This window comes from Edaphobacter acidisoli (assembly GCF_014642855.1).
In the GTDB taxonomy this organism is placed as follows: Bacteria; Acidobacteriota; Terriglobia; order Terriglobales; family Acidobacteriaceae; genus Edaphobacter; species Edaphobacter acidisoli.
In genome coordinates, this window is the sequence record NZ_BMJB01000001.1 from 2,541,111 (window position 1) to 2,567,575 (window position 26,465).

Sequence of the window (26,465 nt, forward strand, 5' to 3'; positions counted from 1 at the left end):
GAGCATAAGCCCCCGAAGCGCACACCCGATAGAATCAACCAAAGCTACTGCTCTGAACAAACGAGACTCCCCACCCTTGCCATCGACTCCAGACTCCAACACGACCCCGCAAAATGGCCCGGAGCTTGAGCCTGAACTCACGCCCGAACCGACGCCTGAAGCAGCGATCCAGAATATTCCGACCCCGAGCCAGGGATTGTTTTCGTGGCTGCGGCCTTCAGCGAAGCACTCGGCGTACTCGGCCACGCTGCTCATCATGGTCTCGACGCTTTGCTCCGGCGTGCTGGGCCTGGTCAAGTTAAAGATCCTCAACCACATCTTCGGGGCAGGGCCGCAGGCCGACGCCTACTACGCTGCCTTTGAGCTGCCTGACATGCTCGCCTATTTTCTGGTCGGCGGCGTTGCGTCGATTTCTCTGGTCACGATTCTCGACCGCTATCGCGCGGCAGGCGACGAAGAGGGCGGCGACCGCGCCATCTCCGCCGTTCTCAACGCGATGATTATCGTCTTCGGCGCCGCAGTCCTGCTGGCCGAATTCTTCGCGCCTATCTATGTTCACTGGAAGTTTCACGGCTTCCCTCCGGCGAAAGCCGCCCTCACTACCTCGCTGACGCGGCTGCTGCTGCCCGCGCAACTTTTCTTTTTCATCGGCGGCGTCATCGGATCGAAGCTGCTGGTGCGCAAAATCTTCATCTATCAGGCCATTACGCCGCTCATCTACAACCTCGGCATTATCTTCGGGGCCGTGTTCCTCGCGCGGCGGTTCGGCATCTACTCGCTGGCGATCGGCGTGCTGGCCGGAGTCATTCTCGGCCCGGCGGCGCTCAACGCCTTTGGCGCGCGACGCATCGGACTGCGCTATTACCCGATCTTCAACCTGCGGCATCCGGCGTTTATCGAGTGGCTGAAGCTGTCGCTGCCACTGATGATCGGCGTCTCGCTGGTGACGGCGGACAAGTGGATACTGAGCACCTTCGCTTCTTTCGATAACGGTGGCGTCACTCACCTGAACGTCGCCAAGGCGCTTTTCAATGCTCCAATGGGCATCCTGGGCCAGGCTGCCGGGGCTGCGTCGCTGCCGTTCTTCTCGACCCTGTTCAGCCAGCGGCGCCTCGGCGACTTCTCAGGAGCGGTGAACCGCGCTGTCTCACGTGTGTTCTGCGCGTCGCTGATCGCCGCGGCCTGGATGATTGCACTCGCCGCGCCCATCGTCGATCTGTTTCGCGGAGGGCACTACAGCCGCCTGGATGCCGCCGACACGGCACAGTACTTCGCCATCTTCGCCATCACGCTTGCGCTATGGACCTCGCAGGGCATCTACGCACGCGCCTTCTACGCTGCGCGCAATACGCTGACGCCAGCCGTCGCCGGGTCGATCATCACGCTCGTCTCGATTCCGATCTACCGCTACTTCTTCCACTCGGTCGGTATGGCGGGGCTGGCCATCGCGTCGGACGTGGGCATCGTGACCCAGACTGTCACGCTGGCTGTGCTGTTGCACCGGCGCAAGCTTGTACCCATCACGGGGCTTGAGGGCGGAGAGCTTGCACGCTCGCTGCTGGCTGCGCTCATCAGCTTTGCCGGAGTGACAGCCGTGGTGCGCTATGTCCACGTTTCACACGGACATCTAGGCAACCTGCTCATCATCGTGGCGCACTCTGTCCATGTTCCACGCGCGTATCTGGGCGATGCGCTCATCATTGCGGCGGCAAGCGTCGTCTGGGCAGCACTCTCATGGGGCGCGCTGATGCTGACTGGCTCGAAGCTGCCGCGTCAGCTGCTCTCACGAAGATAGGTTCAGGCGGCGGGTTCGGTTTCGAAGTAGAGATACTTGCGCCAGGTGGCGTCGGCGCTGCCGATCATGCGCATGATGTGGCGCGAGGTGTGGAGCGTAAACGGGCGCGGCTCGCGCTGGAGCTTCATATCGGTCAGCTCGTGCAGCAGCTGGTTGCCCTTGCGGCGGTTGCAGTCGTGGCAGCAGGCGACGAGGTTCTCCCACGTGGAGAGGCCGCCGCGCGAACGCGGGATCACGTGGTCGAGCGTCAGTTCGCTGGCCGTCAGAACTATATTGCAGTACTGGCAGGCGTTGCGGTCGCGGAGCAGGATGTTCTTGCGCGAGAGAGCGCGCGTCTGGTGCGGGATGCGGCGATACTCCAGCAGGCGGATGACGCTGGGCATGGCAATCGCCATACGCGCGGCATGGAGCGTAGCTCCCTGCGCTTCTTCCGTACGGGCGACACCTTTGAGCACGAGGACAAGTGCGCGGCGTGCGCCACAAATATTAATCGGCTCATAGGAGGCATTGAGGACGAGGACCGGCGTCTGCATGGCCGGTTGGCGAAAGACGCCTATGCGAGGGTCGGCTTCAGACGGAGACGATGCGTGTCCGTGGGCGTGTCCTGCATGTCCGAGGTGGCGCTTCGCGTTGTGCCCATGCTTGCCCATCTTGCCCAGTTTTCCCGAATGCATTGCTTCCTCCGGCCTCAGTTTCGTTCGTGGGTCTCCATGTCCCAGGCTGCAATCATCTCTGGCTGCGCCCGCGATACTGTCGCTACCCAAACTTTTGTTGCTCCCGCTCGCTTGAGCACACTCGCACATGCGCGCGCCGTGGCTCCGGTGGTGTAGATGTCGTCCACCAACAGGACCTCGCGGCCTTTAATCGGCTGCTCGTGCGCCACGGCAAATGCGCCTTGCAGATTTCTCCTGCGTCCTTTTGGCGTGAGCGAGAACTGGCTTTGTGTGTTCTTCACACGGCGCAAGGTGCTGTGCGCGGCTACGAGCTTCCACGCTGGCCTTGTGCGGCGGAGTTCTTTGAGCGCGGATTCGGCCAGGAGCACGCTCTGGTTGTAGCCTCGCTGACGTTCGCGGGAGGAAAACAGCGGCACTGCGACGATGACGAGATCGCGGCCTGCCTGGTCTTCGAGCGTTTCGATAGCTCGCGCCAACAGCGTGCCGAGCGGCATCGCAAGCGAGCGCATTCGCTCGTACTTGAGCAGATGGACCATCTCGCGGGTCTCATCCTGATAGATGGTGTAGGCCACGGCGCGCTCAAACGGAGGCGCAACCATGCGGCAAGGGGAGCAGAGCAGCCCTTCAACGGGAAACTGCCCCGCATACCGCACACTTTCCATATCAAGAGCTTCCCCACACACCCTGCACAGCGCCGCAGACTGCGGCAGAATTGCATCGACGCATCCCTCGCAGACCGGAACCGCACTGGCACGAACGAGCGGTCCGGCACATACTCTGCAATCAGTTGGAAAGAAAGTTGTAGACAGGTCGTCCAGCATGGCCCGGACCACCCGTCCCGGCCTTTGAAGCAGATTTCGCACCGCACCACTGAGCGGCATACCGGGTGGGGCTCCGGTAAGGCTTCCGAGCGCATTGTCATTCAAGCATGAGCTGAAGACGCACCTCACTCGCTGGCGGTGGGCGGCTCCCACGCCATTGCCTGAAGTATAGTCCTCGGCAGGTGGAGGGCGTCAATATGCAGTGGTACACGCGCAGGCGTCATGGCTGGTACACTCAATCGGCGCTGGAACCGGCGCCCTGAGCGGAGAGATTGTTTCGACATGGCATCTGTAGGCTTTAAACCCTTTGTTCCGGCGACCGTAACGCGGCCGGAGCTGACTGTACGCGCGCTGATTCTGGGCTCGATCTTTGGCGTGCTCTTTGGCGCAGTGACCGTGTATGTCGGGCTGCGCGCTGGGCTGACGGTTGCTGCTTCGATCCCGATCTCGGTGCTCTCGATCTCGATCCTGCGGGCGTTTGGGCGGTCAAGCATTCTTGAGAACAATATTGTGCAGAGCACAGGAAATGCGGGGCAGTCGATTGCCTCGGGCGTGATCTTCACGCTGCCTGCTCTGATCTTTCTCGGCTTCGATCTGGAGTCAACGCGCATCTTTGCGCTGGCGCTGTTTGGCGGATGGCTCGGCGTGCTGTTCATGATTCCCCTGCGAAGGCAGTTGATTGTGGAGGAGGCGGACAACCTGGTGTATCCGGAGGGCACGGCTTGCGCCGATGTGCTGATGGCGGGCGAGCGCGGCGGGTCGTTTGCTTCGCGTGTATTTTTGGGGCTGGGGCTGGGCGGGCTTTATACGCTGTTTCAGAACGACAATCTGTTTGCGCTTTGGCCTAGTCAGCCGAACTACGAGCCGAACTACGGCGACCAGCATCTGCTGAAGGGCTCGGCTATTCGTGCGGATTGCACGTCGGAGTATCTCGGCGTGGGGTACATTATCGGGCTGCGGGTGTCGGCGATTATGCTCGCCGGGGGCGTGTTTTCGTGGCTGGTGCTGATGCCGGCGATCTACTTCTTTGGCTCGCACCTGACGACGCCGCTGTATCCGGGGACGGTACCGATTAAGGACATGTCTCCGTCGGACCTTTGGGGAACGTATGTGCGGCCCATGGGTGCGGGCGCCGTCGCGGCTGCCGGACTGATTACGCTGCTCAGAACTGCGCCGACGATCTTTGGCGCGCTGACGCAGGGATTGCGGAACATCGGCGCGAAGAATGCCGCGGCGAAGGAGCGGCCTTCGCGGATTGAGCATGATCTGCCGCCTTCGGTTGTGATGGGCGGGTCGGTGGTGCTGGTGCTGCTGATGTTTTTGTTTCTGGAGTTCAAGCCGGTACCGGGAGCGCAGGTGAGCGCGATGGCGAACTTCGCGGCGGCGCTGCTGGTGGTGGTGTTTGGGTTTTTGTTTGTCACGGTGAGCTCGCGGATTGTGGGGATTGTCGGCAGTTCGGCTTCGCCGGTCTCGGGGATGACGATTGCCACATTGATGGCTACGGCGGCGATCTTTCTGGTCAAGGGCTGGACCGCTCCGGCGTTTGGTGCGCTGGCGATTACGATTGGCGGAGTCGTTTGCATTGCGGCTTCGAATGCTGGCGATACTTCGCAGGATTTGAAGACTGGCTACCTGATCGGTGCGACTCCGTGGAAGCAGCAGCTCGCGATTATGGTGGGGGTGGTCGTCTCGATCTTTTCTGTCGGCGCGACGCTGAACGCGATGAATAAAGGGCTGGAGGAGTTTTTGCGCATGCCCGCCCCAATCACGCTGTCGCTGGACCACCTGCCGGACGGCGTCGAGAGCAAGGGCCACTTCAAGCGCGATCACTTTGCCCTTTCGTCACGGGATGAGAGCGGCGGGATCAACGGCGAGGTGTCGGATGCCGGAAAGTATATTGTGTTGAATGCGATCGGGTCGGCGACGCTGGCCGACGGCAAGTATCTCTACAATCCCGCGACAGGGAAGATTGAGATTCAGTGGAACCAGGGCATTGGGAGCGAGAAGGCGGCGGCCCCGCAGGGACGGCTGATGGCCACCGTCATCAACGGCATCCTGAGCCGGAAGTTGCCGTGGGCGCTGGTGCTGCTCGGTGTGGCGCTGGTGATTACGGTGGAGATGCTGGGCATCCGGTCGCTGACGCTGGCGGTGGGGGCTTATCTCAGCATTGCTACGACGCTGGCTATCTTTATTGGCGGCCTGGTGCGGTGGTTGGTGGACTGGGCTGTGAAGCGCGACAACCCGGAAGCGGAGGGTGAATCTGAGATTAGTCCAGGGAACCTGTATGCCTCGGGACTGATTGCGGCCGGTGGAATTGTGGGGCTGATTGGTGTCTGCATCAAGCTGTATGAGGCGGCGACGGAGAAGGCCTTCCCGCGGTTCAGCGATCACAACCCGCTGCACCACGACTGGGTGAGTGTGGTGATGTTTGCGCTGCTGGCTTACTCGCTCTTCTACTTTGCCCGTAAGCCTTTGAATAAGGAAGAGTGATTCTACTTAGACATCTTCAAAGATCTGATGGCGTGGAAGCATGCGCTGATGGAGAACCCGGCTGATAAAGATGCCGGAGGCTTCGGCGCGATAGATGACAACGTGCTTCTCATGTTCCACGCGACGATAACCTGGCCGAATCCTGTTGCACGTCCTGCCCATCTCCGGCGATTGAGCAATGCGGCCGAAGCAGGCAAAGAGTCCGTCAAGGTAGGAGGTAGCTTGCTTTTGGCCCCAGGTGTCCACCGTATAGTCGGCAATCTCTATCAGATCGAGCCGGGCCAGTTTGGAGAGCCGGTATTCAGGCAACAGACCTTCCTGTCGCCAAGGCCCGTCTTCGGATGCGCTCGCGAATTTCGCTCAGAACGTCCCCTTCGGCGACCCCGCTCGCCTCACCGGCCTGGACGGCGGCACGGATGGCCTCCAGCTTTGCCTGGTCCTCCCGTTCGTCCTCCTCCAGCGCCCTCAGGCCAGCGCGGAGCACTTCGCTGGCGTTGGCGTATTGGCCGCTTCGGATCTTGGCATCGACGAAGCCGTCCATCTCTGGAGTGAGATTGATATTGCGGGTGGGCATGAGCTCATGGCCTCCATTCGAGCCATCATAGGCCGATTGGCAATAATTGGCAATAAGAGACACGGAACAACCAAGTCCGCCAACTTTCCAGCAAGATATGGGTTGGTTTCACCAATGTGAGTGCAACTCACTCATTTTTCCCGTTCATGCTTGACACACCCCACCTAACGCGGTACTTTCACAACTGCCTGATGCAAACGGGAAAACCTATACTACGGATAGGTAGTATAGGTTTCGGGCACCATTAGTTGGGGTACAGACGTTGAACGACCCCCAGTATCCCCTTCTCGTGGCTTCCTGTCAAGATTTGTTTTTGAAGATTCTTGTCTCATTGGGGACAGGCAGCGGCACCGCCCCGACCAAGGTGTCTCACCACCTAGGCCGGAGCGCCACCATTCACCATTAGCCGGTGGGCGGAGATGCCCACACTGGAGTATGACCAATGGCAAAGTCGATTCCGACAAAACCCATAGATCGCAGTGCAATTACGGGGCGTTTCGTAACTCCCGAGTATGCCATCCGGCATCCTCGTACGACGGAACACGAACGCGTGCCTATCTCTAACCCCAAGAAGTAGGCTTTCGAAAACCGTAACACAAGTTAGCGACCCGCGTCCGCTTTATGGATCAGGGTCGCTATTTTCTTTCTTTTAGCTGAGACGCGAAATTGCGGCACTGAGAGATTTATAACTTTTGAATCTTATCTCGATATCGAGATATCTGATGTCGTAGGAGTTGAGATGAAGAGCAATGCACAACGTATCTCAGCCGACCGGCTGTGGCTGGTCATGATGAAGGCGCACCGCTCGATTGCGGCTTACGTCGAGACGCGCATGAGCGGGTTAGGGATCGGGATGAGTGACTTCATGGTGCTGGAGGTGCTGCTGCACAAGGGACCGCTGACCATCTCGGCGATTGGTGAGAAGGTGCTGTTGACCAGTGCTTCGATGACCTCGGCGATCGACCGGCTGGAGGAACGTGAGCTGGTCGTGCGGAAGACCTGCGACAGCGACCGGCGGGTGCGGTATGTGGAACTGACTGCTGCTGGACGGAAGTTCATTAGCGGGATTTATGCCAGGCATGAGCGTGACCTGGATTTTCTTGTGGAGGGCCTTTCGGATGCAGAACGAAGGGCGATTTATGAAGGGATGAAGAAGCTCGGTTTTCGTGCGAAGGAGGCCACTGGCAAAAGTTGACGGTAGCCAGATGAAAAGCAGGTTTCCTTTGCGGGAATGACGAGCTGGAAGAGCAGGCGCAGAAGCAACGGCGACCGCGATTTTGCGGCGCAGATGGAGGAACAATTATGTTGACGATTCGCAAGAGCAATGAAAGGGGCCATGCCGACCATGGCTGGCTGGACTCGTACCACTCGTTTTCGTTTGCGAACTACTACGATGCCGAGCACATGGGGTATCGGTCGCTGCGTGTGATTAATGAGGACTGGATCGAGAAGGGACGCGGTTTTGGGGCTCATCCGCATCGCGATATGGAGATCCTGACTTATGTCCTGAGCGGCCAGCTTGCACACAAGGACAGCATGGGGCACACGGAGACTCTTGGTGCGAACGAGATCCAGAAGATGTCGGCTGGAACCGGAGTGGTGCACAGCGAGTTCAACCCGTCGGAGACGGAGCCGGTTCATCTGCTGCAGATCTGGATCATCCCGGAGACGCGCGGCCTCACTCCGGCGTACGAACAGTACAAGTTCGAGCCGGAAGAGAAGCTGAACCGCTTCAAGGTGCTGGCCTCGCCGAATCCGCCGGCCGGTGCAGCAACGATGCATCAGGACGCGAAGATCTCGGTTGCGGAACTGACACCGGGCAAGAGCCTGACGTATCCGCTGGGCAGTGCGCGCCACGCCTGGCTGCAGGTGGTTCGCGGCGAAGTAACGGCCAATGGCAAGCAGCTGAACGCCGGCGACGCCGTGGCTCTGGACGACGAGCAGGAGTTGACCGTAGCCGCAACAGGCGCGGAGAACAGCGAAGTGCTTCTGTTTGATCTGGCGTGAGGATTTCCTCCATCGCGAAGGGCGCGATGGAGGGTCACCCGGGAATGCAGACTTCGCGACGGGATGGAAGTAATGCAAAACAACAGCAGCAATCAGGGTTTTAGAAGCAACTAATTCAAGGGAGAGAGTATGAATCGCAGAATCTTCTCAGCAGCACTTTCGGTGCTGCTTTTGACGGGAACGGCCGCCTTCGCGCAGAGCACGACCTGGACGATCGACACCAACCACGCAGAGAGCAGCTTCAGCATCAAGCACATGGGCGTGAGCACGGTGCGCGGTGCGATCAGCGGAGTGAAGGGCACGGTTGTGTGGAACAGCAACGATCTGAGCAAGTCGAGTGTGAATGCGACGCTCGATGCCACGACCGTAAACACCAACAACGACTATCGTGACAAGGACCTGAAGTCGGCGAACTTCTTCAATGTGGAGAAGTACCCGACGATCACATTCAAATCCACCTCGATAAAGCGCGCGAACGGTAAGCTCCAGGTGACAGGCGACCTGACACTAGCCGGCGTAACGAAGAGTGTGACACTGGATGTAGACGGCCCGACGGCTCCGCAGAAGGGCATGGGCGGCAAGACAGTGATTGGGCTTTCGGCTACAGGAACCATCAAACGCAGCGACTTCAACTTTGCGCCGAAGTACGCTGCGGCCATGCTCGGCGACGAGGTACAGATCACGATTGATGTTGAAGCCGACCAGTAAAACAGGCTCTCGTTGCTCATCGCCCATCCGCCGCGTGAAACTTTGCGCAGGGGATGGGCGTTCTTCTTTAAGAGCCTAAAATTAGCGGAATCCGGGCGTTCGTTTATCGATCTGTTTGGTCGGTTTTCAGACCGGGAATCATCCAAAGTTTAGACTAATTAGAAATGGTGTTTCTATTGGCGGTATCCAGCAACGACCTCTGCTGGCTTACCCTGAAAGAAGCAACGCGCGCAATCGCCAGAGGCCTCGACGTATGTGGATCGTTAAACTCGCCCTGACCCGGCCGTACACGTTTATTGTTCTGGCGATCCTGATTCTGATTGCGGCGCCCGTGGTCATTCTGAACACGCCGACAGACATCTTCCCCGACATCAATATTCCGGTGATCTCGGTAGCGTGGCAGTATAACGGGCTGAACCCGGAGGAGCTGGAAGGCCGCCTGACCACGCCGTATGAGAAGGCGCTGACAGCGCTGGTCGACAACATCGAACACATCGAGTCGACCACGGTATCGGGCATCGTGGTGGTGAAGATTTATCTGCAGCCGGGCGCGAGCGTCGACACGGCGAACGCGCAGGTTTCCAGCGTTTCGCAGTTTATGCTGAAGAGCCTGCCGCCGGGCATTGAGCCTCCGGAGATCATCAACTTCAGCGCGTCGAGCGTGCCGATTCTGCAATTAGGGCTTTCGGGCAAGGGGCTCTCCGAGCAACAGCTCAACGATTACGGTCTTAACTTTATTCGGCCACAACTGGTGACTGTGGCCGGGGCAGTCGTGCCGAATGTCTATGGTGGCAAGCAGCGTTCCGTCATACTGAACCTTGATCCGAAGCGGCTGCAGGCGAAGGGGCTTTCACCGCTGGACGTGTTGAACGCGATGGCTGTGCAGAACATCGTGGAGCCATCCGGCACGGTGAAGATCGGCATGAATGAGTACGACGTGCGGGTGAACTCGACTCCAGCAACCATCGAGGGCATCAGCAATCTGCCGATCAAGCAGGTAAACGGCGCCACCATCTATATTCATGACGTTGCAACGGTAAGCGATGGGTCAATTCCGCAGACAAACGTGGTGCGGCAGGATGGGCACCGTGGCGTGCTCATCAGCATCCTGAAATCAGGCAACGCCTCGACGCTGCGCGTGGTCAATGGCGTGAAGGCGGTGCTACCGCGAGTCAGGACCATGGTGCCGCCGAACCTGGTGATCAAGGAGATTGGCGATCAGTCAATCTTCGTGCGGGCGTCAATTGAGGGCGTAGTGCGCGAGGCGGTGATTGCCGCGGTGTTGACCGGCCTGATGATCCTGCTGTTTCTGGGAAGCTGGCGCAGCACGCTCATCATTGCAGTCTCGATTCCGCTGTCAATCTTGTCGTCGCTGATTGTGCTGGGCCTGCTTGGCCAGACGATCAACATCATGACTCTGGGTGGTCTGGCGCTTGCGGTCGGCATCCTGGTGGATGACGCGACGGTGACGATTGAAAACATCGAGCGCTACCTGGAAGAAGGCCGCGACCTGCACGGCGCGATTCTTGAAGGCGCAGCTCAGATCGCCGTACCGGCACTGGTTTCAACGCTGTGCATCTGCATTGTGTTTCTGCCGATGTTCTTCCTGAGCGGCGTCTCGCGATATCTATTTGTGCCGCTGGCGGAAGCGGTGGTCTTCGCCATGCTGGCCTCGTACGTTCTGTCGCGCACGCTGGTGCCGACGATGGCGATGTATCTGCTGAAGGTACATGACACACGGGTTGCGCCTTCGCGGAACATCTTCGCGCGCTTTCAACGTTCGTTCGAGCGCGGATTTGAGCGCATACGTAGCTGGTATCTTGGTGTGCTGGAACGTCTGGTGAAGGCGCGCAAAGTCTTCATCCCGGTGTTTCTTGCTCTGTGCGCCGTGACGTTTCTGCTGGCGCCGTATCTTGGGCAGAACTTCTTTCCGAGCTCCGACAATGGGTCGTTCATCCTGCATCTGCGTGCGAAGAGTGGCACCAGGATCGAAGAGACAGCGCGGCTGTGCGACCTGGTGGAGCAAAGCATTCGCAAGACAGTGCCTGAGCGAGAGATGGACAACATCCTCGATAACATTGGGCTGCCGTATAGTCCGATGAACTTTCAGCACTCGACTTCGGGGTTGATCGGAGCGGGCGATGCAGACATTCTGGTCTCGCTGAAGCCGGAGCACCATCCGACGGAAGGGTACGTCGAAGACCTGCGCAAGACGCTATCGAGAGAGTTTCCCGGCGTAACCTTCTACTTTTTGCCGTCGGACATTGTGACGCAGGTCCTGAACTTTGGTCTGCCATCGCCGATCGACGTGCAGTTTGAAGGCTCGGATATTGCAGCGAACCGCATAGTTGCCAACAAGGTGCTCGCAGACATGCAGCAGGTTCCTGGGCTGGTCGACCTGCGCATTCAACAGCCGGACGATTATCCGGTGCTGAAGATCAATGTGGATCGCACGAAGGCTGCTCAGGGCGGCTACACCTTCCGGGATATCGGCGGGAGCCTGTTGGACACTCTGAGCGGAAGCGCCCAGACAGCTCCGATGTTCTTCCTGAACCAGAAGAATGGTGTGAACTACAGCATGTTGGCGGAGGCTCCGCAGTATGACATCCAGTCGATGAGCGATCTCGAGAATATCCCGATCGCGTCGCCGACCGCGAAGCAGCCGGAGATTCTGGCTGACGTGGCAAGCATCTCTCGCAGCACCGAGATGCCTGTGATCTCGCACTACAATCTCCGCCGCGTGCTCGATATCTATGGCAACGTTGAGGGCCGTGATCTGGGCGCGGTGAGCAAACAGATCGATAAGATCGTCGCAGCACACAACAAAGAGCTGCCGCGTGGCACCTTCATGCGGATACGCGGACAGGCCGCCACGATGCAGCACTCCTACATTGGACTGCTTGCCGGGCTTGGCTTTGCGATCGTGCTGGTGTACCTGCTGATCGTGGTGAACTTCCAGTCGTGGCTCGATCCGTTCATCATCATCACGGCTCTGCCTGCAGCGCTGGCCGGAATTGTCCTCTTCCTCTTCGCTACGCACACCACGCTCAGCGTTCCCGCACTGATGGGCGCGATTATGTGCATGGGCGTGGCGACAGCGAACAGCATCCTGGTGGTGTCCTTCGCCAAGGAGCGGTTGTTACACCATGGTGATTCGGCGCTTGCGGCGATTGAAGCGGGCTCGACGCGCTTCCGGCCAGTGCTTATGACTGCGCTTGCGATGATCATCGGCATGATTCCAATGGCTCTGGGAGCAGGCGAGGGCGGCGAACAAAATGCCCCGCTGGGCCGCGCCGTTATCGGCGGACTACTGTGCGCCACGGTAGCGACGCTGACGTTTGTACCGGCAGTCTTCAGCTTCCTGCACCGGCACACAAAGCTCGTGCGGGAAGAGTTGGCATATGAAGAGCAAGACGAGAACATGGCGGGAATTTGAGGGCGCTATGGAAGATCAAGAGGCAAGAATGAGCACCGAGATTGAAGAAGGACAGAACGCGACGATGACAGAGCCTTCCGGCGTGCACCGCACCGCGCCGCCGCACGTACCGGGCCCGGATGAAGGCGGCCTGTCAAAGGGCGCATGGGTAGGCATCGTCGTCGTTGCGCTCATCCTGCTCTTTGTCGTGGTCAAGGGCATTCACTCACGCAATGTCGCCGAAGAGAACCTGACAAAAGAGACGAAGGAAGCTGCCATTCCGTCAGTGAACATCGTCTATCCAAAGGTCTCAACGCTCTCATCGGATCTCGCACTGCCTGGCAGCACGCAGGCATATACAGATACGCCGATCTACTCGCGCACGAATGGCTATCTGAAGCAGTGGTTCTTCGATATCGGCGCGCACGTACGCAAGGGACAGTTAATGGCGATCATCGAGACGCCGGAGATTGACCAGCAGTTGCAGGTCGCGCAGGCTGACCTGAAGAGCGCCGAAGCCAATCTGGCGCTGGCGAATACGACCTCTGCCCGTTATCAGAATTTGTTGAAGACCAACTCCGTCTCGAAGCAGGAGACCGACCAGGCCGTCAGTGACGCTGCTGCAAAGCAGGCAGCAGTGGACGCTTCCATGGCGAACGTGCGCAGGCTTGAAAAGCTGCAATCGTTCGAAAAGGTCTACGCTCCGTTCGACGGCATTGTGACGGCGCGTAATACCGACATTGGCGCGCTGATCGCGGCGGGCGAGAACACCACGCCGAAGGAGTTGTTCCATTTGGCAGCCATCGGCCAGCTGCGTGTCTACGTTGCGGTGCCGGAGGCTTACGCGCCTGCCATTAAAGATGGTGCGAAGGCGACGCTGACGCTCGACGAATATCCGGGGCAGAAGTTCACCGGCACAGTCGCGCGCAACTCCAGCGCCATCGATCCATCCTCGCGCACGCTGAATGTGGAGGTTGATGTCGACAACCCAAACAGCAAGCTGCTACCTGGCGCATACGTCTTCGTTCACTTCAAGCTGCCTGTAGGCTCCTCAACGCTCATGCTGCCGGCAGATACGTTGCTGTTCCGTTCCGAGGGCCTGCGCGTAGGAGTCGTACGCGACGGACGCGCGCATCTGGTTCCAGTAACGATCAGCAAGGACGCGGGCGCAACGGTCGAAATCTCCTCCGGGCTGACGCCTGAAGATGCCGTCATCCTCGATCCATCCGACTCGCTGACGGAGGGCCAGCAGGTGATCGTTGCAAACCATCCCGCGCCTGCCGGTTCAACCTCGGCGCAGAATGCGGGTGGCGAATGAGCCGCACGCCTGTCGCTGTTTCCAGCATGGCTGCACTACTGCTCACAGGATGCATGGTGGGGCCAAAGTATGTGAAGCCGACCGCGCCTCTTGCGCCCGCCTACAAAGAGGCCGACACCGCTTCGCTACAAAACTCTGACTGGCAAAAGGCGTTGCCTGCCGATGCGGCGGCAAAGGGTGAGTGGTGGGCGCTCTTCAACGACCCGGAACTGAACAGGCTGGAGGCTTTAGTCGCTCAACAGAACCAGAGCCTGAAGATCGCTGAGGCACGGTTCCGCGAGGCTCGCGCGCAGATTCCATACAACCGTTCGCTGTTGTTGCCGACGGTGGGGGCATCTCCGTTTGCAGGAGGTTTGCGCGATTCGGCAAACAAGCCATACTTCAACTCGTCGAGTGCCAACAACGGCACCGGCGATATTCAGCTTCCGCTCGACCTGAACTACGAGATCGACCTGTGGGGACAGATTCGACACGGAGTGAACGCGGCACGAGAAGAGGCACAGGCCAGCGCGGCAGACATGCAGACGGCGCTGCTGAGTCTGCAAGCGGAGCTGGCAGTCGACTACTTCGAAGCACGCAGTGCCGACGCGCAGGAAAAGCTGCTGAACGATACCGTGCACGACTACGAAGAAGCCTATCGAATCACCAACAACCGCTTTACAGGCGGTGTCTCTCCACAGTCGGACGTCGACCAGGCGCGAACGCAGCTCGAAGCGGCACGCGTCGAAGCACGCGATATCACGCTGCAGCGTGCTCAGTATGAACACGCAATCGCTGTGCTGACGGGCCAGCCTCCGGCAAACTTCACTCTGCCTGCTCAGCCGCTTCAGGCGCAACCGCCGGCAATTCCCGCAGGGCTACCTTCGGAGCTTCTTGAGCGGCGCCCCGACATCGCTGCGGCAGAGCGGCGCGTGGCTGAGGCAAACGATCGTATCGGCATCGCACAAGCTGCCTACTACCCTGTGCTCTCGCTGAGCGGCGTTGGAGGATTTGAAGGAACGAGCTTCGCCAACGTTCTCAACGCCTCCAGCTACATGTGGGCGATTGGACCGATGCTCTCGGAGACAATCTTCGATGCGGGAAGGCGCCGCGCTGCCAAAGAGGGAGCCGAAGCAAGCTACGACGAATCAGTTGCCAACTACCGGCAAACGACGCTGACCGCGCTGCAGCAGGTTGAGGACAATCTCGCCGAGTTGCGCATTCTGCAGCAGGAGGCGGCGCATCAGCATGAAGCAACACAAGCAGCGCAATCGGCCCAGCAGATATTCAACAATCGCTATGTCGGCGGAATCGGCACCTATCTTGAAGTAGTGACGGCACAGACAGCCGCGCTGACAAATGAGCGCAACGATATCGACATTGTCCGGCGGCAGATGGATGCGAGCGTCCTGCTAGTCAAGGCGCTCGGCGGCGGATGGGATACGAGCAAACTTCCTAAGCTCTAAAGACAGGTCACACGGAAAGAGGCCATACCTCAACGGGTTTGAGCTGGAATGAACTGCTTCGGCAGATACCAGCCTCACAAATTGTTGAACGGGGCAAAAACCCAATAATTTTTCAAATTAGCCCTTCCGGCTTGTGTGTTTTGACTGCTAGGATTGGTCCTACCTATGGACGCCTTCAATTCTGCACGCCGTGAACTCCTGAAGTTCGGCGGCATGGGACTGGCCGTTGCAGCCACATCCATGCCCTCGGCTTACGCCTCCACCAAATCCTCAGCGCGTAGCAGCGCACTTCAACTCTTCGATGTCCGCACTTATGGTGCAGTCGGCGACGGCAAGGCAGTCGACAGTCCCGCAATCAACAAAGCGATCGAAGCCGCGGCAGCAGCGGGCGGCGGTACCGTCTTCTTTCCTGCTGGAACATGGTTATCGTTCTCCATTCGTCTGAAGAGCAATGTAGATCTGTATTTATCGCAAGGTGCTGTGCTGCTCGCGGCGGATTCTCCTCTACCTGGCCAAACGACCGGTTACAACGGTGGCACGTATGACGCAGCCGAATCGAACGCGCCGTGGGAGGACTATCAGGACTACGGCCACAACCACTGGCACAACTCGCTGATCTGGGGCGAGAATCTGCACGACATCGGCATCTCTGGGCCAGGCTTGATCTATGGCAAAGGCTTGAGCTTTGGCGCAGGACCGGGCCGTCCGCCGGGCGCACCTCCGCGGCCTGCGGGAGCGAGGCCATACGTACCGCACAAACGTGGCGACTATGTCATGTTTCAGGCCGAACAGGCAGGTGTCGGTAACAAGTCCATTGCGCTCAAGAACTGCCGCAACGTGATTCTGCGCGACTTTTCGATTCTGAAGGGCGGACACTTCGGTCTGCTGCTCACCGGCGTCGACAACATGACGATCGATAACCTCAAGATCGATACCGACCGCGACGGCATGGACATCGACTGCTGCAAGAACGTGCGCGTGTCGAACTGCATGGTCAACTCACCGTGGGACGACGGCATCTGCCCGAAGTCGAGCTACGCGCTGGGCTATGCTCGCGCCACCGAGAATGTGACCATCACCAACTGCTACGTTACAGGCACGTATGAGTTGGGCACGGTGCTAGATGGAACATGGAAGAAGTTTCCGCCTGACGTGCATTCGGGGTACACGGGCCGCATCAAATGCGGTACTGAGTCCAATGGCGGCTTCAAGAACATCACGATCTCAAACTGCGTCTTCGACGGATGCCATGGACTCGCGCTTGAAAGCGAGGACGGAGCGCTGTGCGAGGACATTGCCATCACCAACATCACACAACGCGACGTGCACGAGTCGCCGATCTTCTTTCGCCTGGGCGCGCGGCTTCGCGGGCCAAAGGATACTACAAAAGTCGGCACGCTACAGCGCATCGTTGTCGATAACTTCGTCAGCTACAACAACGAGTCGCGCGTCTGCTCAATCCTGAGCGGCATTCCTGGCTACGAGATCAAAGACATCAAGATGTCGAACATCTACATTCAGCACCAGGGAGGCGATTATGCGAGCCAGGTCGGTATCGTTCCGCCGGAGAATGTTGATAAGTATCCTGACCCCGGAATGTTCGGGCCGATGCCTGCGCAGGGCTTCTTCTTCCGCCATGTGCGCAACCTGGAGATGAGTCACGTTGAGGTTGCACCGATGAATCCTGATCCGCGTCCTGCGTTTGCGTTGCAGGATGTGAACCGCGCGGACTTCATCGCTGTGACTGCGCCGACAAACCCTGCGGCGTTCTCGCTGAACAAAGTGACAGATCTGCGCGTTCTGTTGAGCCGTGCCGCAAAGGATACTGTGCTCGAATCCGCTGACGGCAAGACAATCTAAGTAAGTGCAATCTGAAAAGCTCCGCCTGCAGTGGCAGACGGAGCTTTTGTTTTGCGCTCAGCGAATGACGATGATCTCCGTCTGGTAGGGCTTCAGCGCAAGTTGCAGCTTGCGAGCACCTTTGGCTCCACTGGATTTGATTGCCGCGACCGCTCCTGTTTGCGGGTCCCATACTTCTGCATGTCTGCCCGTAGTTTGGAGTGCAACGGCGCGTGCGAGAGGCTCAGCGGACTCATTGAAGAAGAAATAGACATCGGCGTCCTTCAATCTGCGGCGCATGTAGCGGAGCGCCGTGGTGGATTGATCGAGTGTGATGTCGGGATCAGGAACGGTCGCAGCGATGGCTTGCCTGAAGGCTTCGGGAACGACCTGCAGCGCAGGCGGAGCTGCGGGAGGCTGCATCGGCGGGGTAGGTGTTGGCGAAAGTTCGCCGGGAACAATCGTGGCCCACGAGAAATCAGTCGCAGTCGCAGCGCGTCCGTCGAGGATCGTGCGTCCTGCGATGAGCGATGGTGTACGTCCAAGGAAGACGACGTGTCCACCCTTCGCAGCAAAGGCGCGCAAGCGATCAAGCGCAGCCTCCGATAACAGCGAGATGCTCGGCAGAATCACCGTAGTGTAGCGGTTGCCGCTGAGAGTCATGAAAGAACCGGGCCCTGCAATGAGATCGCGCGCCAGCGCATCTTCGCCGATGATATCGAAGTCGATCTGCCGCTCGGAGAGCATCCGCTCGGTGGAGACGAAGGCTGCATCTGCAGCGCTGTCACCCATCCACATCGAGCTTGATGGCAGGTACAGCGCAACTGACGCTGCAGGCCTGCCCATCGCCATCAGATAGCTGACGCGCTGTGTGTATTGCATGAGCGCAGGAAATCCGGGATCGGCCATGAATGCAGGCGGAGGACGAACGCCGCGGCTGGTCGCAGGAAAGTACATCGCCTCAACGAGGTTGACTCCACGAACGAACTGCTCATTGAGGATGTAGCGCGCCTGCTCCAGTGTTGGTGTGGGACGATATGCAGCGAAGCTCTCGGTGAAGGCACGTGGCTTGCCGTAGACGTGCGAGACCGACGACGCAAGGCGCGGATAGTCGGAGACCGTATCAGGATCAATCTGATGCCAGATGGCATCAATGCCCGGCACTTCAACATAACGCATGTCGCGGAAGAAATCTCCCTCCGAGCGCGTCAGTGCCATCTCCATCTCTTCGTGGTTGAGGTGGACCTGGTACTCCAGGTGATTGGCGGCGCACCATTCGCCCTGCACCTTGAAAAAGCCATCGCGAAACATCTGGGAGAAGACATCGTAGTAGTCGGCCTTGGCGCGCTGTTGCTCTGGTGTGAGCTTCTGCAAGAAAAGCGCGGCCAGATATGGGTGAATGTCGTAGCCCTTGATCTGCTCGAAACGCTCGAAAAACTTCGGCGTCCAGGGCAGGCCACGAATCGAATAGTCCGGCTCGTCGCCGCGGAAGCCCATGATGGTCTTGCCGAACTCATCGCCCACGTACTTCTTGTACTGCTCGTGCGTGAAGGCGATGAACTGCATCGTCGCGGCGGGGTCGAGATAGTCTTCGAGTGATTGCTCGGTGTCTTTGACGCGGCGAGGATTGGTGTCGGAGCGTGTCGGCGAAGTGCGGAACTGGTGCTCAACAAGCATGATCTGCCAGTCGCCGGACGGCACTGTCCAGTCGATCTCGTTATTTGTAACTTTTATAGGAATAAATTTGCCATCGTCTTTATTGATGGCCGCAACAGCCACCGTTGCGGGGTCAATGGCCTTCTGGATCGTCTGACCCGCCGCGACAGGAATTGTCTGCGTCAGTTCAAGGGCCTGCATACGCAGCTCGGGCTTCTCGGAAGTGAACTCGCCGCCTGCGAATCCGCTGGGATATCCAGCATCATCGACGATCCAGACGCGCATGTTGCGCTTCTTCGCCTCCTCGACAAAGGTGCGGAAGAAGTGGAAGTAGTCAGGCGACAGATACGCAAAAGGCATTCCGAAACCTGCCTGTACCGTAACGGCGCGGAAGCCCAAATGCTGCATGGTGTCGAGATCGCGGTCGATGACCGTAAGATCGACTGGGCCGTTGAGACCGTAGTACGGCTCTGGGCCGTACTCGGGCGGAGGCGTCTTCCATGTAGCAGCGGCTTTCGCGGCGGTCGGCATCTGGAGTTTCTGCCAGGGTTGCTGACCATTGGCAAACGTGGGGATGAAAAGCATCGCCGCGGCCAGCGCAGCTACGGCAAAGCGTCGAATCGATTGCATGAACATGCTCCGAGGCAGAATAGCCTCGAACAGCTTTATACAGTGTTTTCGATTTATTTGGAAATAGTTTCCCAATAGAAAACAGGATATAGCGGATTTCACTTATAGCTATCGCAACCCTCACGAAACTATTTGTGCGAAACGCACGTACGTGTTTTCATCTGTCTACAGATCGCGATCAGGACTGAACAGGAGCGCACGATGCAGTATCAAGTTACCCGCAATGGTCAGACATATGGCCCCTATACTCTCGAAGATTTACAGCGGTATGTAGCCTCCGGCCATATTCTGCCGAGCGATCTTGCACGCACTGAAGAACAAACCGAGTGGGTTCCGGTGGCCCAAATTCTCGGAATGGCTGCTGCACCGATAACGGACTCTGCTGGCGTTCCTGCTGCGCCTACGGCATACGCGCCAGGTGCAGGCGCAGCATTTGAGAACCCGCCCAACCTCCATTGGGCGCTGGAACTGTTGCTGGGCTTCTTCACCCTCGGACTCTTCGTCGTGGTGTGGAACCTAGTGCTGGCGGCCTGGGCCAAGCGCATCGAACCTATCAGCCAGGCGCTGATGTACTACATCATCGCGACCGTCCTGATCGTACTGAACTTCGGTGGATCATTCGGTACGTTCGTCGCTATGGCTCATCACCATCAGCCGCACCAGAACGTTGTGGGAGGGTTGATCGGAATTGCAAGCTGGGTGGTGCGACTGATTGCCCGCTTCGTATTACGCGAGACACTCTTGCAGCATTACAACGGTGCGGAGCCGATTGGTCTCCGGCTGAGTGCGGTGATGACATTCTTCTTTGGTGGAATCTATTTCCAGTACAAGCTCAACGAGATTAACCAGATCAAGCAGGGCTTCCGCTACCGAAGCGCGGTGCTGTGATCGCTACAGGCAACCGAATCAAGCTCATTGCCCGGGCACAACTGCAATAGGAGCGCGCCAGAAGCTGGTCTTCTGCGTAGCCGGATCGATTACAGTGATCTGGCAATCATACTCGCCGGAAGGCAGGCCGCCGAGGTTCACATGAAAGCTGAATGGAGCAATCTTCAACCATCCTGAAGCAGTAGGGGCAACTGCAATTGGCGGGGTTTCGAGTACTCTTGTGCTATTGCGATAGAGGCTGACAAAAGCAAAGACAGGCTGTGCGGGAGCGTGTGCAGAAGCCGCTCCTTCAGCCGGCTGCGTCGACGGCTGGTATGCCTGCAGATAAACATACATCTCATGCCCTGCTCTAAAAACCCGCGTTACGCTGGGGATCAGTTTCTCTCCACCTTGCACTAATGGGTTAACGGCAGCTTCCTGTTCACGATCTTTAGTCTTACCTGCATTGAAGAGTGCATCGGTCAGTTCAACACGCTGACTGCCCAAAACCACTGAGCTGATGGGAACGCGCTTCAGCTCTTTGTTGAGATTGGGAATGGTGAAGATTGTCTCGTAGGTCCCGATTCTGCCTGTCTCATCATCCCGCGCGAGAAACTTGATTCTGTATTTTCCAGGAAGCAACGTGAAGCCCGTGTCATATTCGATGGGCCGCTTCGCCAGTTCGGTCGCCGTCGCGTCGGAAAGCTTGATGTTGACGTTGTCGCGGACGTTGGTGACGGTCGTGCCTCCGATCATGTCCTTGATCTCACCAACAAAGTCAATCAGCGTGTGTTCGGCCCCACCGCGTTTCGCCAGCGCAAGCTCGCTGCCGGGAATCTTTACGACAATCGGGACAAAGTATTCAGCACGATTCAATTGGAAGTGGTCGATCTCCATCGCGATCGACAGCTCAGTGATCGGGTCTTCAAGCATCAGCGCATCTTCAAGTTGCCGCTCCTTGTCGACGGCTGTAAAACTGCTGAACTTCTTCTCGGCGTAATAGCCTTCGCGATAGCTAAGCTTTGCGTTCATCGTACGCGTCAAGGAGACTTTGACGCGACGGAAGCGCCCGTTCTCTGCGGTATTGGTCGTGTAATAGCCGAGAATGTAATAGTCCGAGACAGCCTGTTGCGCCTGCACAATACCGCGCGTCAGGTCATTGCTGTCGAAGAGGGCCTTGCCGCCTGTGTCTCCGGCCAGCGCGAAGAGCGTGTCCTGCGACTGATTGAAGTTGGTAGTCACGGCCATTGCTGCCGCGCCGGTATACATGGCTGAACTGCCCTGCGATCCCTGCGTGGCGTCGCCGAGCGGGGCCGAGGCCACGAGACCTCTTGCATCGATAGGCCAAAATGAAACGCCTGCTTTGATGGCAGCGTCCACCGTCGCATGTAGCTGAGCCTGATTGTCGATGCCATTCAACCGCAGGCCGCCTGCGAAATAGATCAGCGATTTCTTCTCGCTCAAATGTCCGAGCATCTCGGCTGCAGTCTGTAGAGCAGCAAGTTGCCGGTCGGTGTTGAAGACGTTGAACTCGCTGTCGTCCTGCCCGAAAGCCGCGCCTGTGTCTGCACTGGAAGCATCGTCGATGTCTTCGTCCGATCCCTGACCTTCGCCCACGATCATTGTCTGGAGAACACTTAGCAGTTTGTTACGATCGGCGGTAAAGTCTTGCAGGATATCAACCGATCCGCCTTGATAGCGCAGGATCGAAACCAGGTCTGCTGTGGTCATCTGCGTGCGCAGAAATTCTTCGGCAGCGGTCAGTGCACGCAGTTGATCGTCGGGCCGCATCGCCGACATATCAAAGTAAAGAGCGAGCAGACGGCGATTTTTATAACGCTCGCTTCCTTCGGCTTCCGCGGCAATCTGCGTGCGCGCAAGACGTTTATAAATTTTGATCTCTTCGTCGTCCTGTTTCGAGGCAGGCAGCAGCTCCGCATGCGTGAGGTCTTCATGCTCACAGACTCGGACCTCTTGCGGCACGCCATCTTCTGTGATTGCAAAATCTTTTGCAGTGAGTCCGGGGATGAATTTACCTGCACTGTCTTTTACCGTGACCGTCTCCACAACAAGGTGGGATTGCACGGAAAGCGTGTATGTCGTCGCCCCTCCGGGCCCTTTATTCTGCCCGATCTGTTGTGCCGATGCTGAGGCTGCCACAAAACACGTCAGAAGAAACGCGATCCATCTTCTCGTGCTTGCCTTGCATGGTACGCGCATGAGAGACGGAGCGATTGTCATAAGCTTCCGCAACACAATTGCATCGTATTGGACGCGAGCGCTCAACTTAGAACCTCAGCCTGACTGTAGTTTCAAGACTGCGCATTGGATTTGCAGCCAGGGGCAATCCAAACTGCGCGCTGTTTACCGTCGTAATCCATCCAGTAAATACGCCGCGATTCAACACGTTCGTTGCGTCGATGCGTGCGTCGAGATAGAAGCGCGAACTAGGACGAAAGGTGCGGGCCAATGCCGCATCAAGGCTGAACTGGGCCGGACCCGTAATCGAGTTCCGCCCTGCATCGCCCCACTGTCCAGCTATCGGAGCGGCATAGGCCGCAGCATTCAGATGCACGCCAGGCTGCGATGAAGAGATGGGTTCACCTGTGAGATCGGGCCTGATCGGGCCGGTATATCCCGTTCCAGGCACAGCCGCCAGATACACCGGCGTCTGCGGCAGTCCGCTTCCCGCAGAGATGCGCGTCATGAAGGTCCACTCCTTCAGCAGTCTCCCGCGCCACCCACTCATCAGCGTGCCGCCTCCCAATCCTTCACCACTGGTGTACTGCAATTGCGCATTCAAGAGATGCCTCTGATCAAAGCTCGAAGGCGAGCGTTCGGAACGCAAGTCGAGCCAGTTTTGCGCAATCACTGCTGCAGACGAGGCCGCGGCTACCGTCGGTGGAGCCTCCGGGCCGCGCGAACTTTGCGGGCTTGACGACGACTGCCCGCCCAGAAACGCATCGTCATCCATCGACTTTGAATAGGTATAAATCAGCGAAGCGGTAAAGCCGCTACGCAGTCTTCGGCGCAATTGGAGCTGAGCTGCTTGCCGCGTCGAATTGCCGCCCGATGTCTGGTAGACAAATCCAGCCGGACACGCGGGGCAGGGATTGCCCGCTCCGATCGGATACGTGTTGGGCAGAAACTGTTGCGGCCCATGTGTGCCTTTGACCCCGAGATAACTGGCTGTCATCTGTAGCGCGAAAGGAAGATCACGCTGCATGGTGAGCTGCCACGTCTGGGCGTAGCCCACGCGAAGATTGGGATCGACCGCAAAGGTGTTCTGCGTAATTGACGAGCAAGGATTGAACCCGTCCGCCAGCGTGAGCGGGCATGCGGCGCTGTTGTCGACGCTTAGACTCTTCGACAGCGGAGCCTGCTGTGCAAGCGAGAGCGCCAGGGACTGGTATACAGAAGTGTCGTGATAGATGCCATAGCCCGCGCGAACCACAACAGTCGAAGCAGCAAACGGCCTCCACGACAGCGCAACGCGCGGCTCAATACCGGACTTATCCGGACGAATCAGAGAGGTTGGATAATGGTCTCCCGTCAGTGCTCCTACCGGATCGTTACCGACCACCGGAGCTACCGCAGAGAACCCCTTCGCCACATCGAGGTTGACCAGGCGCCCGCGCAACTCCGTAATTGGGGCCTGATACTGCCAGCGCACTCCAACATTGAGTGTCAGGTTTGACAGCGCGCGCCAGTCGTCGGACGCGTAGAGATCGTAGACCGTCTGGCGCAGATATTTGTCGGCATTACCGTAGGCGATTGAACTAGTGTCCGGCACACCGAGCAAAAAATCCGCCAGGTCAGAGCCGCTGGTGACACCCGCGCCTTGAGTTGCCGCGCCGGTAAAAGTGAACGTGCCACGTGGGTCTTGCTGCATGAAGTCGTTATATTCTTGCTTGCGAATATCCCCGCCCATCGTGACGTTGTGGTGCCGATGGTACAGCGCAACAGAACCGGAAAAGGCGTCGGTGCGGTTGCGATTGAATGAGCTTTGCGCATCGCTGAGCGCTGCAATGCCGCTCGAAAAATTCAACGCTGGGGGGCCCCAGTTGGTTGGATCCTGATTGTTACCACCGATGCCTGCATTGCCCGAGATATTTTCGCGGTTCTCGAACCACGGCCTCACCTGCGTTCGCAGCCTGCTGAACTGATAACCGGCATAGGTAAAGAGATGCTGGCTGAAGCGATGCGACCAATGAACGTTCGTGTTCATACCCAGTGAGTCAGTTGTATCTACAAAGTTGAAGAGATTGGTGCCGCCAGCACGTGTGCTTTGCAGATTAAACCCGCCGTAGATATTGTCCTTGCGTCCAAGTTCTTTTTCTAAACGCGATTGCACAACGTCCTGATGGCTGCTGTTGAGAACAGGAATTTGATAGTTGTAGCGCGAGTTGATCTCAGGAGCGATGTTCGGCAATGGGTAGAGCTGCAACAACGCCTGCGCCTGTGGACTTACCGGAACGGCATTATTCGCGAATGGAGCACCTGTCGCCGGATTGAAGATCGTTACCGGAAGAGCAGAGAGATCGCCGGTCCGCTCCGCCTGCGTCGGCACAAGGCCCGACTCGGTTGCGGCGGTGTGGTCTCGTGTCCACTGATAGCCGACAAAGAACGTAGGTCCTTTCGGCATCAGGTGAGGAATATTCAGCGGGCCGCCCAGCGACAATGCTCCAGTGATGCGGTTGTAAGCGGGCTTTGGAGTATTCTGCCCACTCAGCGAGTACGTCCTCGCATCAAACGCAGAGTTGTCCAGAATCAGGGCGAGACCGCCGTTATAAAGGCTTTTGCTGTTCGGCCGGCGATTGCCGAAAGCTTGCTCCAGCGAGAAACGCGAGGTCGCTGCGTTATTCACACTGCCATTGATCAGGAATCCATCGTTGGCCTGGCTTGCATCGACTTGAGGGGTAGAAGCGACATTGCCGTTTGCTGCCACCTGAGATCCGTTCGAGGCTTCGTTCGACAAAGGAGGAAGCACCGGCGGCGCCTGCATCAGTTTTGTGCGGGCCATCAGCTCGTTCAACGGAATCAGCTGCAGTTCCCATTTCGCTGGAGGCATATTGTGCGCGATCGTCACATCTTCATGCAGCGTTGAGAAGCACTGCATTTCGATAGCGATCTTCCACGCTCCATCAGGCAAATCGGCAAAGTAGTATGCGCCATCCTGATCGGTAACTGTCGTAAACTTCTTCGCACCTTGAGTAGCGCTCACCATAGCGCCGGGCACAGGAAAGCCGGCAAATATGACCTGTCCACGATATTCGGAAGCAAGCGCACCACGGCAGAAAAGAAGCACCGCAGATACGATCAACAAGTGAAGAAACCAACATGTGTGCCGCCGGGCCATCATCTGCTCTCCACTCCTAGTTAGGCGAAGGCGGTTCAACATGATCGACCACTAGAACTTCTACGGGCGCCTTTGCCGCTTCTAGTTTCAAGCCGAGCTGTTCTTGAATTGCCGTGAAAAGGGAAGGCCCCGAAGCTGCTGATGAAGTTGGGGCCTGATCATCCGGTGTCCATGTAAGCGTGATCTTATAAGTCCCCTTGATGGCGGTTTTATTCAGGACAGGCCGTCCAAGGTAAGTCGCCAGCGTCCCACCAAGTACATCAACTGAATTCGCGCCTCCTTGAATATGCATGTAGCCGTTTCCTGCATTGACGGTAGTACCATTCGACTTCCAGGCCTGAAGCTTCGCGCCACTCTTTGCAACGACCAAAACATAGACAGGTAACTCGCGATTCTCCCGATGCGTTTTCAACTGGAAACGATCGGTCAGCAGCGCCTGGAGCATTTGCCGCTTTTCCGCCACGCCTTGATCCGCCGGGAGCTTGCTTAGACGATCGTTGATTGAAGGATCGGACTTAGCTTCAATGTTGAACCTCAGCTTGTCCATTGCAGATGGAATATTCACAATACGGCTCTGTGGCAGCGAGTATGCCACCTGCAAAAGCGCCCGCAAGGAGACGTTGTTTGTTCTGAAATTTCCGTTTGCGGGATTACTCCATATATCGGAATGGCCTTCGCCTTCTTTGTTCTGCCGAATTGAAGCTACGTCAAAAGTCGGAGACACCATCGAGCTACTCGATGGCTGCGCTGGAGCTTGCTGTCCCGGAACAACTGCTTGCATCCCAGCCAGCACCACGGCTAGAAGCAGCAATCTACTCCAGGTTTGTCGAAAGATGCTCATGAAGCAAGTCCTCTTCAAGTCAGTGA

The 26,465-nt window shown here is 57.9% G+C and carries 18 protein-coding genes; 10 read left to right on the forward strand and 8 right to left on the reverse strand.

Annotated features, from left to right (window positions below; all coding sequences use genetic code 11):
• Positions 1 to 76: 76 nt before the first annotated feature.
• A complete protein-coding gene (murJ, locus tag IEX36_RS10275) occupies positions 77 to 1,795 on the forward strand; it encodes a murein biosynthesis integral membrane protein MurJ (RefSeq protein ID WP_229668861.1) in 1,719 nt (572 codons plus the stop codon).
• A gap of 2 nt (positions 1,796 to 1,797) precedes the next feature.
• Here the strand turns inward: murJ and IEX36_RS10280 are convergent, their stop codons facing one another.
• On the reverse strand, positions 1,798 to 2,469 hold the full coding sequence (locus IEX36_RS10280; RefSeq protein WP_188759230.1) for an HNH endonuclease: 672 nt from the start codon (positions 2,467 to 2,469) through the stop codon (positions 1,798 to 1,800).
• 14 nt (positions 2,470 to 2,483) lie between these two features.
• Positions 2,484 to 3,131 (reverse strand): ComF family protein, encoded by a 648-nt coding sequence (locus IEX36_RS10285; RefSeq protein ID WP_188759231.1) that lies wholly within the window; start codon positions 3,129 to 3,131, stop codon positions 2,484 to 2,486.
• Between the two features lie 441 nt (positions 3,132 to 3,572).
• Between IEX36_RS10285 and IEX36_RS10290 the strand changes: the two genes are divergently transcribed.
• Positions 3,573 to 5,780, forward strand: coding sequence for an OPT family oligopeptide transporter (locus tag IEX36_RS10290; RefSeq protein ID WP_188759232.1), 2,208 nt, complete (start codon positions 3,573 to 3,575; stop codon positions 5,778 to 5,780).
• 6 nt (positions 5,781 to 5,786) lie between these two features.
• Here IEX36_RS10290 and IEX36_RS10295 read toward each other — a convergent pair whose 3' ends face one another.
• Positions 5,787 to 6,089 (reverse strand): type II toxin-antitoxin system RelE/ParE family toxin, encoded by a 303-nt coding sequence (locus IEX36_RS10295; RefSeq protein ID WP_188759233.1) that lies wholly within the window; start codon positions 6,087 to 6,089, stop codon positions 5,787 to 5,789.
• Positions 6,082 to 6,354 (reverse strand): type II toxin-antitoxin system ParD family antitoxin, encoded by a 273-nt coding sequence (locus IEX36_RS10300; protein ID WP_188759234.1) that lies wholly within the window; start codon positions 6,352 to 6,354, stop codon positions 6,082 to 6,084. Before IEX36_RS10300 ends, IEX36_RS10295 begins: the two co-directional genes overlap by 8 nt.
• A 739-nt stretch (positions 6,355 to 7,093) precedes the next feature.
• Between IEX36_RS10300 and IEX36_RS10305 the strand changes: the two genes are divergently transcribed.
• From IEX36_RS10305 to IEX36_RS10335, 7 genes are all read left to right on the forward strand, one after another.
• Positions 7,094 to 7,549, forward strand: a complete 456-nt coding sequence (locus tag IEX36_RS10305; protein ID WP_188759235.1) for a MarR family winged helix-turn-helix transcriptional regulator — start codon at positions 7,094 to 7,096, stop codon at positions 7,547 to 7,549.
• Between the two features lie 107 nt (positions 7,550 to 7,656).
• On the forward strand, positions 7,657 to 8,361 hold the full coding sequence (locus tag IEX36_RS10310) for a pirin family protein (RefSeq protein WP_188759236.1): 705 nt from the start codon (positions 7,657 to 7,659) through the stop codon (positions 8,359 to 8,361).
• Positions 8,362 to 8,490: 129 nt separating this feature from the next.
• Entirely contained in the window at positions 8,491 to 9,069 is a 579-nt protein-coding gene (locus IEX36_RS10315) for a YceI family protein (RefSeq protein WP_188759237.1), read from the forward strand.
• Between the two features lie 253 nt (positions 9,070 to 9,322).
• A complete protein-coding gene (locus IEX36_RS10320; RefSeq protein ID WP_188759238.1) occupies positions 9,323 to 12,505 on the forward strand; it encodes an efflux RND transporter permease subunit in 3,183 nt (1,060 codons plus the stop codon).
• Between the two features lie 28 nt (positions 12,506 to 12,533).
• Positions 12,534 to 13,802 (forward strand): efflux RND transporter periplasmic adaptor subunit, encoded by a 1,269-nt coding sequence (locus IEX36_RS10325; protein WP_229668862.1) that lies wholly within the window; start codon positions 12,534 to 12,536, stop codon positions 13,800 to 13,802.
• Positions 13,799 to 15,247: an efflux transporter outer membrane subunit gene (locus IEX36_RS10330; protein WP_188759239.1), complete on the forward strand. Its 1,449-nt coding sequence runs from the start codon at positions 13,799 to 13,801 to the stop codon at positions 15,245 to 15,247. Before IEX36_RS10325 ends, IEX36_RS10330 begins: the two co-directional genes overlap by 4 nt.
• A gap of 165 nt (positions 15,248 to 15,412) precedes the next feature.
• Positions 15,413 to 17,107, forward strand: a complete 1,695-nt coding sequence (locus tag IEX36_RS10335; RefSeq protein ID WP_188759240.1) for a rhamnogalacturonidase — start codon at positions 15,413 to 15,415, stop codon at positions 17,105 to 17,107.
• A 57-nt stretch (positions 17,108 to 17,164) separates the two neighbouring features.
• On the opposite strand, the gene IEX36_RS10340 is transcribed toward IEX36_RS10335, so the two are convergent.
• Positions 17,165 to 19,372 (reverse strand): glycosyl hydrolase, encoded by a 2,208-nt coding sequence (locus IEX36_RS10340; protein ID WP_188759241.1) that lies wholly within the window; start codon positions 19,370 to 19,372, stop codon positions 17,165 to 17,167.
• Between the two features lie 201 nt (positions 19,373 to 19,573).
• Between IEX36_RS10340 and IEX36_RS10345 the strand changes: the two genes are divergently transcribed.
• A complete protein-coding gene (locus tag IEX36_RS10345) occupies positions 19,574 to 20,260 on the forward strand; it encodes a DUF4339 domain-containing protein (protein WP_188759242.1) in 687 nt (228 codons plus the stop codon).
• Between the two features lie 24 nt (positions 20,261 to 20,284).
• Here IEX36_RS10345 and IEX36_RS10350 read toward each other — a convergent pair whose 3' ends face one another.
• The 3 genes from IEX36_RS10350 to IEX36_RS10360 form a co-directional block, all read right to left on the reverse strand.
• Positions 20,285 to 22,480 carry a VWA domain-containing protein gene (locus tag IEX36_RS10350; RefSeq protein WP_308422294.1) on the reverse strand — a complete coding sequence of 732 codons (2,196 nt, stop codon included), beginning with the start codon at positions 22,478 to 22,480 and terminating at the stop codon, positions 20,285 to 20,287.
• 46 nt (positions 22,481 to 22,526) lie between these two features.
• Positions 22,527 to 25,466 (reverse strand): outer membrane beta-barrel protein, encoded by a 2,940-nt coding sequence (locus IEX36_RS10355; protein ID WP_229668980.1) that lies wholly within the window; start codon positions 25,464 to 25,466, stop codon positions 22,527 to 22,529.
• Between the two features lie 148 nt (positions 25,467 to 25,614).
• On the reverse strand, positions 25,615 to 26,439 hold the full coding sequence (locus tag IEX36_RS10360) for a TIGR03435 family protein (protein ID WP_188759244.1): 825 nt from the start codon (positions 26,437 to 26,439) through the stop codon (positions 25,615 to 25,617).
• Between the last annotated feature and the right edge of the window lie 26 nt (positions 26,440 to 26,465).